The 13,814-nt window shown below is 54.9% G+C and carries 13 protein-coding genes and 1 tRNA gene; 2 read left to right on the forward strand and 12 right to left on the reverse strand.

Translation table 11 applies throughout. The features are described from left to right. Window positions 1-28 precede the first annotated feature (28 nt). From IPJ96_05280 to IPJ96_05300, 5 genes are all read right to left on the reverse strand, one after another. Window positions 29-556 carry a YeeE/YedE family protein gene (locus tag IPJ96_05280; protein ID MBK7909761.1) on the reverse strand — a complete coding sequence of 176 codons (528 nt, stop codon included), beginning with the start codon at window positions 554-556 and terminating at the stop codon, window positions 29-31. A 1-nt stretch (window position 557) separates the two neighbouring features. Next, window positions 558-1,112 (reverse strand): YeeE/YedE family protein, encoded by a 555-nt coding sequence (locus IPJ96_05285; protein ID MBK7909762.1) that lies wholly within the window; start codon window positions 1,110-1,112, stop codon window positions 558-560. 66 nt (window positions 1,113-1,178) lie between these two features. Continuing rightward, window positions 1,179-2,600 carry an MBL fold metallo-hydrolase gene (locus tag IPJ96_05290; protein MBK7909763.1) on the reverse strand — a complete coding sequence of 474 codons (1,422 nt, stop codon included), beginning with the start codon at window positions 2,598-2,600 and terminating at the stop codon, window positions 1,179-1,181. Between the two features lie 387 nt (window positions 2,601-2,987). Next, entirely contained in the window at window positions 2,988-3,788 is an 801-nt protein-coding gene (locus IPJ96_05295; GenBank protein ID MBK7909764.1) for a sulfite exporter TauE/SafE family protein, read from the reverse strand. Window positions 3,789-3,797: 9 nt separating this feature from the next. Then, a complete protein-coding gene (locus tag IPJ96_05300; protein MBK7909765.1) occupies window positions 3,798-4,106 on the reverse strand; it encodes a winged helix-turn-helix transcriptional regulator in 309 nt (102 codons plus the stop codon). Between the two features lie 232 nt (window positions 4,107-4,338). On the opposite strand from IPJ96_05300, the gene IPJ96_05305 reads away from it, so the two are divergent. Then, complete coding sequence (locus IPJ96_05305) at window positions 4,339-5,001, forward strand: WbqC family protein (GenBank protein MBK7909766.1); 663 nt, start codon at window positions 4,339-4,341, stop codon at window positions 4,999-5,001. A gap of 18 nt (window positions 5,002-5,019) precedes the next feature. Here the strand turns inward: IPJ96_05305 and arsB are convergent, their stop codons facing one another. The 6 genes from arsB to IPJ96_05335 all read right to left on the reverse strand — a co-directional run bounded on the left by arsB (window position 5,020) and on the right by IPJ96_05335 (window position 10,517). Continuing rightward, entirely contained in the window at window positions 5,020-6,090 is a 1,071-nt protein-coding gene (gene arsB / locus IPJ96_05310) for an ACR3 family arsenite efflux transporter (protein MBK7909767.1), read from the reverse strand. Between the two features lie 47 nt (window positions 6,091-6,137). Further along, window positions 6,138-6,578, reverse strand: coding sequence for an arsenate reductase ArsC (locus tag IPJ96_05315; protein MBK7909768.1), 441 nt, complete (start codon window positions 6,576-6,578; stop codon window positions 6,138-6,140). A 22-nt stretch (window positions 6,579-6,600) separates the two neighbouring features. Continuing rightward, window positions 6,601-7,443 carry an arsenite methyltransferase gene (locus IPJ96_05320; protein MBK7909769.1) on the reverse strand — a complete coding sequence of 281 codons (843 nt, stop codon included), beginning with the start codon at window positions 7,441-7,443 and terminating at the stop codon, window positions 6,601-6,603. Between the two features lie 48 nt (window positions 7,444-7,491). Further along, window positions 7,492-7,821, reverse strand: a complete 330-nt coding sequence (locus tag IPJ96_05325; protein ID MBK7909770.1) for a winged helix-turn-helix transcriptional regulator — start codon at window positions 7,819-7,821, stop codon at window positions 7,492-7,494. A 383-nt stretch (window positions 7,822-8,204) separates the two neighbouring features. After that, window positions 8,205-8,278, reverse strand: a tRNA-Asp gene (locus tag IPJ96_05330). A 193-nt stretch (window positions 8,279-8,471) separates the two neighbouring features. Next, window positions 8,472-10,517 carry a T9SS type A sorting domain-containing protein gene (locus IPJ96_05335; protein ID MBK7909771.1) on the reverse strand — a complete coding sequence of 682 codons (2,046 nt, stop codon included), beginning with the start codon at window positions 10,515-10,517 and terminating at the stop codon, window positions 8,472-8,474. A gap of 122 nt (window positions 10,518-10,639) precedes the next feature. Between IPJ96_05335 and IPJ96_05340 the strand changes: the two genes are divergently transcribed. Beyond that, on the forward strand, window positions 10,640-11,266 hold the full coding sequence (locus tag IPJ96_05340; protein MBK7909772.1) for a hypothetical protein: 627 nt from the start codon (window positions 10,640-10,642) through the stop codon (window positions 11,264-11,266). Between the two features lie 5 nt (window positions 11,267-11,271). Here the strand turns inward: IPJ96_05340 and IPJ96_05345 are convergent, their stop codons facing one another. After that, on the reverse strand, window positions 11,272-13,800 hold the full coding sequence (locus IPJ96_05345; protein MBK7909773.1) for a CotH kinase family protein: 2,529 nt from the start codon (window positions 13,798-13,800) through the stop codon (window positions 11,272-11,274). Window positions 13,801-13,814 lie beyond the last annotated feature (14 nt).

The following is a 13,814-nucleotide window of genomic DNA, read 5'->3' on the forward strand; positions in this document are numbered from 1 at the left end:
AGCGAAAAGGGTCATGATGAATGAATTTTCAGTGTGGAAGTTTCTCGCGGAAGTACCCGTAAACCCAGGTGCCGGCCACTGCAGAAAGGAACGTGACCAATATGACGGTGGCACCGCTGCCGATCTGCGCAAAGAGCGGTCCCGGGCAGGCGCCGGTCATGGCCCAACCGAGTCCGAAGAGCAATCCGCCGTAGATCTGACCTTTGTTGAAGGTCTTCGGATGAATCTCCACCGGTTCACCATAGATGGTCTTCAAACGGAAGCGCTTGATGATCAGAACCGACAACAGGCCGGTGATGACGGCGCTACCGATGATACCATACATATGGAAGGATTCAAACCGGAACATCTCCTGAATGCGGAACCAACTGATGATCTCCGCCTTGACGAAAACGATTCCGAAGACGATTCCGACAACAGCATATTTCAGGTTGTACCACCAGGGATGCCGTAGGTGCGATTCATTGACGCAGATCGCGTCGAGTGAGCGGTTGGCGAAATCCTGCTGCTCGGCAATGGCGCCGGATTGGAAGGAAGTGGAAGTGAGCGGTGACATTTCAGAGGATGTTAGGCAGGATGAACCAGGTCATGAGGATTCCCCCGACCATGAAAGCGATTGTCGCGACAAGTGACGGCCACTGCAGATTGCTCAATCCCATGATCGCGTGTCCGCTGGTGCAGCCACCCGCGTATCGTGTTCCGAAACCGACCAGGAATCCGCCGATCACCATGAGGATGAAACCTCGGAGGGTGAAGAGTGCCGACCAGTTGAAGAGTTCGGAGGGCACCAGGCTGTTGCTTGTTCCGATACCGAAGGATGCGAGATGGTTCGCTGTTGCATCCGCGATCCGGACCGGCTGGTCGGAAGAAAGTAACTGAACAGCGAGCAATCCGCCGAGAGCAATGCCGGCTACAAAGAACAGATTCCAGACCTCCTTTTTCCAGTCGTATTTGAAAAAAGGAATGTTGGCCGGCATACACGCTGCGCAGACGTGGCGCAAGGAGGAGGAGATGCCGAAAGTTTTATTGCCGATCAGCAGCAGGGTAGGCACGATCAGTCCGATGATCGGCCCCGCTACGTACCACGGCCAGGGTTGGGAGAGGAATTGCATGAGTTTAGTCAAGGGTAACCCCGGCCTCCCCGGATCGGGGAGGCTGAATCATGGGTTGTGGTTGGATTATTTTACAGGTTGGAGCTTCGACTGACAGACATAGTCCGTGCGCGGCAGGGAAGTGGTGCTCGCGATCGCGGCAAATCCACCGCCTACTTCAGTGAAGTCGTGGATGCCACGTGACTTCAGGATGCTGGCTGCGGTCATGCTGCGGTAGCCTCCCTGGCAGTGCAGGAAGAAATGTCCTTGCTCGGCAATGTCACGGAACCAGTCGTTGATGAAGTCCAACGGTTTGTTGTAAGCTTCTTCCAGATGCTCGGCACGGTATTCTCCTTCGCGACGGACGTCAATAACGACGTCCTTGCCGATTTTTACTTCGGCGGCGAATTCTGCCGGGCTGATCCGATGAACCTTGTCGACTTCTTTCCCCGCTTTGATCCAACTGTCAATACCTCCGCCCAGGTGGCCGAGTACGTTATCGAAACCGACGCGCGCGAGCCGGATGACCGATTCCTCTTCCTTACCCGGATCGGTGATCAACAGAATGGCCTGGTCCACGTCCTGAATGAGTGCGCCTACCCAGGGAGCGAATTGCCCGTCCAGTGCGATGTTGATCGAGCGCGGGATGAAAGCTGATGCGAAATTTCCAGAAGTACGGGTGTCGAGTAACAAGACATCGCCACCTGCCGCGAGGTGTTCGAATTCGGCTACGCTCAACGCCTGCATGCCGCGGTTGATGACGCCTTCTACCGATTGATAACCTTTCTTGTTCAAGGCGACATTCATCGGGAAGTAAGCAGGCGGGGGCAGCAAACCGTCGGTAACGGCTGCGATGAACGCTTCGCGACTCGGTTGGTTGAGCGCGTAGTTCATCTTCTTCTGGTTGCCGAGCGAGTCCACCGTCTCCTTCATCATGTTCTTGCCGCAGGCGCTGCCGGCTCCGTGTGCGGGATAGACCGTCAGATCATCCGGCAAGGGAAGGATTTTGGAATACAGGGAATCATAGAGCATGCCTGCAAGCTGCTCCTGAGTCATATCGGCGGCTTTCTGCGCTAGGTCAGGACGTCCGACATCGCCGAGGAACAAGGTGTCGCCGGTGAAGATACTGTGCGGCTTGCCACTCTCGTCGAAGAGGAGGTAGCAACTACTTTCCATCGTGTGGCCGGGCGTATGCAGCACCTTGATGCGGATGCGGCCCAATTGGAATTCCTGGCTGTCACTCGCAATGATAGCATCGAACTCGGGGTTCGCGTTCGGACCATAAATGATCGGAGCACCGGTCTTACGACTCAGGTCGAGGTGACCCGAAACAAAGTCGGCATGGAAGTGCGTTTCAAAGATGTACTTGATCGCCGCGCCGTTTTTCTCGGCCCGCTGTAAGTAAGGATGCACTTCCCGCAACGGATCAATGATGGCCGCTTCGCCATCGCTCTCAATGTAATACGCGCCCTGCGCGAGACAACCGGTGTAGATCTGTTCGATGATCATGAGGAGGGGTATTGTTGTTTATTGTTTCGAGTTTCGAGTTCCCTGCCTACGCTAAAGCTTCGGCAGGCAGGCGTGTTCCGTGTTCTCAAGCTTCAGAAGAAAGAGAAAGGAACCGCTTCATTTTTTTACTATTCACTGTTCACTCCCGCCTACGCTAAAGCTCCGGCGGGCATGATTCACTCCCGTCTACGCTAAATCTCCGGCGGGCAGGATTCACTCCCTCCTACGCTAAAGCTTCGGCGGGCAAGATTCACTCCCGCCTACGCTAAAGCTCCGGCGGGCAGGATTCACTCCCGTCTACGCTAAAGCTCCGGCGTTCAAGATTCACCATTTACTATTCGCTATTCGCTATTCGCTATTCGCTATTCACTATTCACTATTCACTCCTCACCCCATCATCTCCTTCGCAATAATATAAACCCCCATCACCAGCACGAACCAGCCGAATGCCGGCTTGAGTTTTTCGTTGCTGATGTTTCGGGACAACATACTGCCGGCGATGATGCCGACCATGGCAATGAGTGAGAAGATAAGTAAAAATCGCCAATCGATTACCTGATTGCCTTTGAGGTCGCCGGTGAAACCGATCAGTGATTTTGCAGCAATAATGATGAGCGAGGTGCCAACGGCTTGTTTCATGGGCAATTTCGCAAGGAGTACGAGGGCCGGGATGATGAGGAAACCGCCACCCGCACCGACCAGACCGGTCACCGCGCCGACCACGATGCCTTCCAGCAGGATCAGGGGATAATTGTAGCGGGGTTCCGCTTCTTCGTTTTCCATGACCACCCGCTTGCGGATCATCGAATACGAGGCGAGCAGCATGATGACGGCAAACAAGAGCAGGATCGCATGTGCTTTACTGACTGCCGCGTTGCCCAGATGAAAGACGGGGTCCGGGATGGCCGGTACGACATAGGCGCGCGTCAGGTAAACGCTGATGATCGAAGGAATTCCGAATACGATAGCGGTGCGCCAGTGGATGTTCCCAAGCCGCATGTGACTGAAAGAGCCGATCAGGCTCGTCAGTCCCACGACAAAGAGCGAGTAGGCGGTCGCGAGTACGGCATCGACCGAGAAGAGATAAACCAGGATCGGGACCGTGAGTATGGAGCCACCGCCGCCGATCAAGCCGAGGGATAGTCCCATCAGGATCGCTCCTGCATAACCCAGTAATTCAAGCGTCATAAGCGTAGGTCAGAGTTTTGTGCAGCAGTTTTCGATGCAGTCGATGATGAAATGGAAATCCTCGTAGCGGATGGAGTAATGGGCGAACTTTCCTTCTTTGGTACAGTTCAGCAATCCCTTGTCACGCATCAACGTAAGGTGCTGCGACAGGATCGGTTGTTCAATGCCGAGCAGCTCCTGCAATTCGGAGTTGTTGTAGTGCTTGCCGCTCCGCAACAAATCCAGAATGGCCAATCGTTGTGGGTGAGCGGCAACCCGAAGCATCTCTGCCGCTTTATTGAGTTTTTCGGGATTCACCCGTTCTTCGAGCGTTTTCATGGTGTTGAACTTGGGCACAAAGATACATATAGTTATATAACTATGTGACAATGTTAACGTATCTATTTCCTATATTTTTGTATATCAGCTAAATAGATTTTAGTCGACACCCGGAAGAAGGTTGTTTTCTAATCCCCGGACGACAATTGCCACTAAATAAATCAGGCCTTGGGAGTATACTTTTTCTCGGAATTTCCGTTGAAAAAGGCTGTTTCAAGATCCTGCCCACCCCATGACCGTCAGCATCATGCAACCTTACCTGCTACCGTATGCAGGCTACTACCGGCTGCTGAAGGCGCAGGTGTTCGTCATCTACGATTGTGTGCAGTTCATCCGCCGTGGTCGCATTCACCGGAATGAGCTGCTGAACCGGAACGGTCAGTACGACTGGTTCACCCTGCCCATCGAAAAGCCCGGCTTTCACGATCGTATCGATTACGTGAGGTTCGTCACTGAATGGGAATCGGAATTGCGTTCGCGCGCTCAGGCTTTCCCGTCCTTTGCCACGGCGATCGAAAGGTTTCCTTCCTTGAATTGTCTGTTCGAAGTGCGCGATCTCGACCTGACCGATTATCTCGAACGCCAACTCATCGCGACAAGGGACCTGCTCGGTTTACCTGCGCGGATCATTCGCTCGTCTTCTCTCAACATTCCGGAATCGCTGAAAGGCCAGGACCGTATCCTGGAAATTTGCCGACAACTGAACGCGACGGACTATGTCAACGTCCCCGGCGGTGTGACGCTTTACCAGCCCGAGGTATTTCGCGGCGCGGGCATCGAGCTGCACATTCTCACCGACTACAAGCTCGGTTACGAGAGCATGCTCGATTTGCTGGCCACAAAGGCGCCGGAAGATATCCGGACGGCGATCGATACCACCTATAGGTTTATCTGAACACCGATCCCGCCGCGCTCAGGATTTGGTCGGGTAATACCGCTTCCGGATCCAGAACGCCACGTTCACCAACGCGATCAGCGCGGGTACTTCCACCAGCGGACCGATCACACCGGCAAAGGCCTGTCCGCTATGGATACCGAATACGGCAATGGCCACCGCGATCGCCAGTTCGAAATTGTTGCCTGCGGCCGTGAAGGCGATGGAGGTACTCACGGAATAATCCGCCCCGAGCTTTTTGCCGATCAGGAAACTGATGAGGAACATCAAGGCGAAGTAAATGCTCAAGGGGATCGCCACCCGCAGCACGTCGAGCGGGATCTGCACAATGGTATCGCCCTTAAGACTGAACATCACCACGATGGTAAACAAGAGTACGATCAGGGTAAGGGGCGAGATGCGTGGAATGAATTTTTCCTGGTACCAGTCTGCTCCTTTAGCCGCGAGCAGGACGCGGCGGGTCAGATAACCGGCCGCGAAGGGAAGACCGAGGTAGATCAATACGCTCTTTCCGATTTCTGCGATGGAGATGTCGATCGCTGCTCCCGCTAAGCCGAAGAAGGGGGGCAGGACGGAGATGAACAACCAGGCGTACACGCTGAAGAACACGACCTGGAAAATGCTGTTCAACGCGACCAGGCCGGCCGCGTATTCCCGGTTCCCTTCCGCCAGTTCGTTCCAGACGATCACCATCGCGATGCAACGTGCCAGGCCGATCAGGATCAGGCCGGTCATGTACGCGGGTTTGTCCGGCAGGAAGAGGATCGCGAGCAGGAACATCAACACCGGGCCGATCACCCAGTTGAGGAGGAGGGAAGCGCCCAACACCTTCGGCCGGTTGAAGACCGACGGTAGCTTTTCGTATTGCACTTTGGTAAAGGGCGGATACATCATGAGGATCAGCCCGACCGCCAGCGGCAGGTTGACGCTGCCCGAAGAAAGCGCGTGGATGCTGGCAGGCAAGGCCGGAACAAAATGGCCAAGTCCGATGCCGACTACCATGGCCAGGAAGATCCAGAGGGTCAGGTAACGGTCAAGGAATCCAAGACGCTTGCGTTGATGGGCGGGAGCACAGTTGTCAGCTGACATGTGATAAAGGAAGTTGTTGAACGAAGACTGGTTGGACGGCAGGAAACTCACCGGGCTTTTGACCGCGTGTTGCGAACGAATTCTTCCACGGCTGTCCGGATCGTATCGCGCACCGCTCGTGTGCGGGCCAGTCGCTCGTGTTCTTCACCGGTGAAAGAGGAAGGATCGTCGAATCCCCAATGGATCTTCGTATGCATGCCCGGAAAGATCGGGCAACGCGAAGCGCTGGCTTCATCGCAGACCGTGATCACATAGTCGTACCGACGACCCTCCTGGAAGAACTCGAAAACGTCTTTCGTCTTGTTGTGTGAGATGTCGATCCCGTCTTCCTGCATGACCGCTACGGCCAGGGGATTGAGTCGGCCGGCCTCCAATCCGGCGCTTTCTACGTGGTAGGCATCGCCTCCGAATTTTTTCAGATAGGCTTCCGCCATCTGGCTGCGGGCGGAGTTGTGAATACAAAGGAAGAGGACGTTGATCGGGTTCATGGTGAAGGGGATGAGCGGGCGGTTATTTACAACAGGTGTCTTTGTCACAACAGGCGTCTTTTTTCTTTTCAGCATACACGGTGATGCTGTAGATGCCGGTGCCGCTGTGCTTGAATTCCTCCAGTTGCTCCGGGCTCAGGTAGTGCGCGAGGATATCGTCGGGGATGGAGATCGCCTTTTCTTTTTGGAGGGTGATGTTTTCGAATCCGGCTTCCCGCACCATGCCGAGGTACGCGTCTTTCTGGATGGCGCCGGCCACGCAGCCTGCATACAGCTCGGCGGTCTTGAGGATCGAATCCGGGAGCTCGCCCACGAGGACAATGTCGGAGATGGAAAAATGTCCGCCGGGCTTCAGCACCCGGTTGATTTCCGAAAAGGCTTTTTTCTTGTCGGGCACCAGGTTGAGCACGCAGTTGCTGACCACCACATCGATCGTGCCCACGCCTACTGGCAGCGCTTCGATCTCGCCCAGGCGGAACTCGACATTGTTCAGGCCCAGCTTTTCGGCGTTCGCTCGTGCCTTGGCGATCATGGCCTCGGTCATGTCAACGCCGATCACCTTGCCGGTATCGCCCGTTTCCGCGCGCGCGATGAAACAATCGTTGCCCGCGCCGGAACCCAGGTCCAGGACGGTATCGCCTTTCCGGATCCTGGCGAATTGCGTCGGCAGACCACAGCCCAGTCCGAGATCCGCGTCCGGGTTATAGCCCTTCAGTCCGGCGTAGTCTTCCGACATGATGTTATAGACCTCGTCCGAGCAGCAGCCCGAACCGCAGCAGGAGGACTGGTTGGAAGCTTTGTCCTGTTCGGCGATCTCGGTGTATTGCTCTTTCACCAGTTTTTTGAGTTGATCGGCAGTTTCCATAGTGGTTGTTTTATATCGTATTATTACGATTAATTAGGGCAATTTTTTTTAGCAGCAACGGATATTGGTCAGCGGCGTCTGCATCAGTTCAACCAGGCATTTTTTGGCCTTATCCCATTCGGCTTCGTCGATGCAGTAACAGGTGCGCACCCCTTCGATCTCGCCTTTGATGAGTCCGGCGTTCTTGAGTTCTTTCAGGTGTTGCGAAACCGTCGACTGGGAAAGCGGCAGCTCGTCCACGATATCCCCGCAGACACAGGCTTGCCGCTTCAACAGCAAACGCAGGATCGCCACCCGGGCAGGATGCCCCAGCGCTTTCGCGTATTTCGCGATGCGGTTCTCCAGCAGGGTGAATTCATCGATCTTGGCGAGGCCCATGGCGTTAACTATTAATCGCAATATTACGATTAATGATGGTCGGTTGTCAAGGACTTTAACATACTTTTCGATGTAAGCCTGAAAACGAACCGGAAATTGCGTCTGGATCCCGAACTCCAAAAAGAAAATTCGAATGAACGAGATGGACCTAGCCTGACTCGGGGCTACGCTAACGGATGAAAAAGAAAAAGGAAGTCAAACTTGACTTCCTTTTATTCTGGCGGTCCGGACGGGACTCGAACCCGTCTCGTCATCAATGACGAGATGACAGGCATGTTCCCGATAGCTATCGGGACTAACCAGCTGAACTACTTATTTAATTGTGCTGCCATCTTCGATGGCCTAAAAAGCAAAGAGCCATCAGTTTCCTGATGGCTCCTTAGCGGTCCGGACGGGACTCGAACCCGCGACCCCATGCGTGACAGGCATGTATTCTAACCAGCTGAACTACCGAACCGGGTCGTAAAACCTTACCCAAAAGCAGGACGATCTGCTGTCCGTTTTTGAGTGGTGCAAAAATAGCTAAAATTTCAATACGGACAATTTCGGTCGAATTTTCTATCCATTGATTTTTAACTACTTAGTTGGAAGGGCCGAAACGAAGAAGGGAGCCCCTTGTGGAGCTCCCTTCTCTTCAGTGTTTTAGGTTGTTACTGACGGATTACGCGCAGCGTGGCTACTCCGCTTTCACTGCTCAGGTTGAACAGGTAGGTGCCCGTGGCCAGTCCCGATACATCCACCCACTCACCCGAACGAAGTCCGGTTTTGCTCATGACGATGCGACCGTCGAGGGTCAGTACCGAGAGGTTGCCCTGCTCGTGCTGGCTCTTGCCGAACAGGAGACGAACCCGTTCTCCTGCCGGATTCGGAGATACCGTCACCTCCAGGTTGCCGGCACTTACGCCGGCCACAGCGGTCAGCATCTCAATCGTATTGACGGTCGTGTTGGTGATCACCGCCGGATTGTGGTCGAAATAAATGCCCGCCGTGTTGGTGATGTCGGTGAGCGGAGCCAGTCCGGTGCGGGTGCGGATCGTAAAGGAAACAGATCCGTTGCTGCCGGCCATATCCGTCCCGCTGTCGGGGAGCATGATGTTATAGAAGGTGAAGGTGAGCACACCCTGCTCGAGGCTGAAATTCATCGGATGCGTCGCGCCGATCAGGTGGAAGCTCATCGGATCGAGGTTGGCATCCAGCGTATCGCGCACGACTACGTTATACGCTACGGCATTGCCCGTGTTCTGGAAACGGATCGTGTAGCGCAGCAGGCCGCCGTCGGTGATGACGTTGCGCGGTTCGGCGAGTTTGTCGTTCGGGTCCCAGGCCAGCGAGACGAGCTGATCGAGCGCCAGCACGTTGTTGCCCGGGATCGTATCGTTCAGCGGTCCGATGGTGAGGCTCGAATGGAGTGAATCACCCAGAAGCAAGGCTAACGAGGGCATCAGGCTGAGTTGAATATGGCCGCGTTGTCCGGGTGCCAGGTTCGAATAGTACCACAGCAGTGTTTGTCCGTTGATCGCATCCGGCGCAGGCGTAGCGCTGATGTAACTGTACATTGAATCCATCACGAAGGTGATCGTATCGCTTTCGATCGCGGTGCCGTTGTTCTCGTACCAGATCGGCATCGGTTCCGCCTGACCCGGACGTGCAGGCCAGCTCGGACAAGTGATGGAAACTTCATGGATGCCGGGGATCATCGTAAAGGCGAAATCCAGTCCGCTCGTGCTTTGCGTGGAAGGCTGACAGGTAATCGGTCCCGTCGGAGCGGTTTGGTTCCAGTAGGTGATCGGCTGCGCCGTGATCGTATAGGTGATCGTCGAGTCGAAATAGAAGAAGGAATAGTTCCCCGCGGCATCCGTGGCAACATAGTGGTTGCCCGGTTGGATGTTCAGCACATGATGCGGGATGCCTGCTTCCGAAACGTCTTGTACACCGTTACCATTCACGTCGTCGTACACCGTCCCGGTAAGAAAGCCCAGGCTCATGATTGCCGTGCCGCTGCAGGGGCCGAAGTGGAATGCAAAGCCTGACGGCATGCTACAGGAGGTACTGACCGGAAACAGCGTCGTGATCAGTGGGAATGGATAAGCGTTGGCCCAGCTGCAGGTGGTGTCGCCCAATACAAGATAATCGAGGTTGGTTGTTCCGCGCATACCGATCTGGGTATTCATCGGCGAACCGTTCAGCGTATTGGAGTCGTAGATGAACCGCACACAATTGGTCCCTTCATACAAGTGGATCTGAAAGCTGATGTCGCCGACGTTGTTGAAATACGAGTAGTGCAGCCATTGGATGATGCAAACTCGGTTCGGGGCCGTTCCATAGGTCCCGTATTGCAAGCTGGCCGTGCCCAGCATGTGCCGCAGGTCGGCGCCGAAGGCGGCCACGATGTTGTTACGGCTTCCACTCAGGATGCTCGTGAAGTTGTTGCCGCCGGTTGAATCGAGTTCGATGTACCCGTTGGTGTTCACGGACATGACATCACTCGAGTGCCCGCCCAGATTGAAGGTGAACCCGATGGGCAATGCCTGGTAACTGACATCGTCCGCGTTGGGTGCATCTACGGTTGTTCCCGAGATGGGTGCAAAGGTGTCAAGCGCTGCAGTGAAGGGGATCGCTGCTACTTGTGATTTGGCTTCGATCGCGAAAGAGAAACATGCGAGCAAGGCGCAGAATTGTAGTACTTTTTTAAACATGTGGAGTGTGGTTAATGGGTTTAAATGTAGGTGAAATGTGCTAGGCTCGTCCGAGAAATGGAAATTAAAATTGACCCTCAGGCGATTAGACGGATGCAGGAAAATCTTAGTAAATTAGGGGTATGCCGGTTCGGGTACGCGCCAGTCTTTTAGCAATTGTCGTGTTCGTGTTGTCGTGTTTCCTGTCTCAGCACCGGGCAATGGCACAACGGCTTTCTCCGATGGCTCCGCTGCAAAATCACTCGTTGGAGCGCAAAGCTTTTCAGTCGGAAGTCTCTGTTTATGATTGCATCGACATTCACGAAACGGTTAACCAGCAGGTGGAACAGTCCTACTACCTGTGGGTGCCTGAACCGATCGATGCGCTGGGTCTTCGGGTCGTGACCTGCTTGTCGGCGCAAACGATGCCCGGTCGTGGCGATGCAGTGACGGAAGACTACAGCGAATCGTGTAAATCGACCTGTAACTTCAATGCTGTAAGTCTGAATCTTACTTCGTCGCCCGACAGTTCCGGAAAGGATCGGGACCTCCATTCACCACTTGATTCCGTTAACGGCAATACCTCCGGTATGGCATGGATGCAAGTACAATTCGGCAGGTTGCCGGCCGGCATCTACAGGATCTCTGTCCGCTTCGAAGGAGCGAACACGCCAGGCGGCGCCGCGTGCATACAGGCCGGCAGTAGTTTGCCAAAGCGACGATTAAAACTCGCCACCAGTCCGGAACTGCTGCTGCAGTCCGGCGAGTAGTCGAATCAGCGTTCCACAGGCAATCGATACGTGCCGGTTCCGGATGGAGTGTCCAGTACAACGAAGTACAACCCATTCGCCAGCGAAGCGTTGGCAAGATCCAGTTGCACGGAATGAAACCCCGCTGCTAGCTGTTGCGCGTCTCCCGGGGAAGCGACAAGCGCACCCTGGCTGTTGAAGACGCGGATACGCACCGGTCCCGATTCAGGGAGCCTGAACTCCAGTATCGCCCGATCATGAGCGGGAATCGGATAGACCGAACCCGTCAACGACTCGCCCTTCAGCTCGAAGGCATTCGTCGCAAAACTGAAGTGCGCGACGATACTGTCGCTGGACGTAAAGTTCACGCTTGTCAGCACGGCACTGTCGTTCGGAGCAAACACCTGGGCAGGCGAGGTCCAGTTCACGAATTGATAAGGAGAAATCGCGCTTGCCTCAAGTATGTTCTCCATGCCGCCGAAATATTGTCCACTCCACGGCAGATCGGTATGCACCAGGGAATTCAACCGAACCGAACCCGCACCAATCGGGTCAGCATCGAGCGTAATAATGTACGGTCCGTTGAGTGAGTAACAATCCCGGATGCCGCCCGCCATGTTGTTGCAGCGCGTAAGGATGTAACTGCGCAGTGCCGCGATGTTGGTCTGCCAGTCGGCGATGTCGCCGCTCCAGCGGTTGCAATGGGCCGGCATCTCGGGTGTCAGTATCATCGTGATGCTGTCCAGTTGGGAGATCATGTTGCCGCAACTGAATACAGTGTTCCACAAATCCGTCATGCGCGCGATATAGAACTGCTCGAATACGGGATTGTTCCGGAGCCGGTTGAGTACCTGGATGTGACCCTCCGGATCCGACGGCCCGTTGAGCGATTCCGGATCGCAGGGCGCGGCATAGGCGGTGATATCCGGAATGCCGGTGTAATTGATGTAGTGCCCGAAGGTGGCGTCGTTGTCCCAGAGGATGTAACCCCACTTGCGGTGCGTTCCGCTCGTATCGAGACCCCGCCACCAGCCGGTGTTGTAGTTGAGCCAGTCGGAACAGACGCTGATGGCATTGGTCAGCACATAATCGACCAGGCTCTTCCCGTCGAGCTGCGCCATGACGGAATCGAAATGCACCGGATCGCTCATGTCGTGGGTCATGATGTAACTGTAGAGATCGGCCCAGTCGTCGAGCGCTTGCTGACCGCCGTACTCCGCCCAGGTCGCTCCCCAGGTCAGGATGTACTGGATATGGTACTTGTCCTGACCGTAATAGTACTCCGTATAGTCGTGCTCATCGGGATTTTCGCGGATGTCGTAAACGCCCCAGTACTGTCCGTTAAGATATACGATCACTTTTTCCGCGTTGCGGACATCGAGATCCATCCCGCCTTTTTTGGCCAGCATGTGGACATAAGCGTCGCGAACGTGCGCGCTGCCCGCGTTGTCGGGATTGTAATCGGCCGGAAAGTTATCGTCGCCCGCGGCGCGGAGGATCACGCGCTGGAAATTGCGGCGCAAGGAATATTGAAAGAGCCGTTGCTCAATGCTGTGATTGTATCCCATCTCGTCGCGCGAGATGAAATCAAGGCTCCGCTGACTGTGTACCCAGGAGTCCTGACCGTGCCGGTTGAACTCTCCATACGTCTTTGCCGCACGAGCGCCTGAAAGATCGAAGTATTCGAAACTTCCTTTGGGTTCCAGGGAGCCGTTTCCGTTGGCAAGGCTGGTCAGTTGCGATCCGGAAACCGAGATCACCGGAAAGGTATGACTGACGTTCATGAAGTAAGTCGAGAATTCGATCAGGCTCGGCAGGATGGCGGGATCGCCGCTGATGACCAGGGCTTTCAATACCATGGTTGCGTTGAACGGGATCGGGCCGGTGTAGACCGTGCTGCTGGCCGTCGGGAGATTGCCATTCGTGGTATAGCGGATGACACTGTTCGGTTCCGGGGTGACGATCGTGATGGAGTCAGGCGTCGTGTAAAATCCCGGGAAACGAGAAAAGTCGGGCTTCTCCGCATAGCGCAAATAGGCAGAAGCGGCATTGTTAGAAGTCAACGGGGTTGGATTGGTAAAGACGTACCAGTCCGTAGCGCCATCCGGCTTCCGGCCACGGGAGTGTCCCAATTGCGTCACGTCCAAACGCAACCCGTCAAGAATTACTCCCGAAGGGTCGGTGAATACGATATCCTCCTTGTTGTTTTTCGTCTGCGTCAGGCGAAAATTCGTATGATAATAACTGCCGTTCGTCAGGTCCCGGCCAGAACAAAAGAAGCGAAGAAAGCCGTTGCCCGGAATGATTGCGCCGGCCGGTATCATGTACTTGGTCGGTTGTAGGGAATCATCGCTCAGGTGATAGCCACCGATCGGAAAAGGCGAAGGATCATTGTTGTAGAGTTCGATCCAGTCTTCATAGTCGGAATGGTCATCAACAAACTGGTTCAGGTTGGAGGCGGAGTATTCGTTGATGACGACCTGCGCAGTGGTGGAAGAGGAGTGAGCGAGTAGTTGGGAAACCACTAACAGCCCGGGCAGAAGAAGGCGTGACATGTTGCCCCAAGTTA

The organism is Bacteroidota bacterium, from assembly GCA_016713765.1.
Taxonomy (GTDB): domain Bacteria; phylum Bacteroidota; class Bacteroidia; order AKYH767-A; family 2013-40CM-41-45; genus Pollutiaquabacter; species Pollutiaquabacter aromativorans.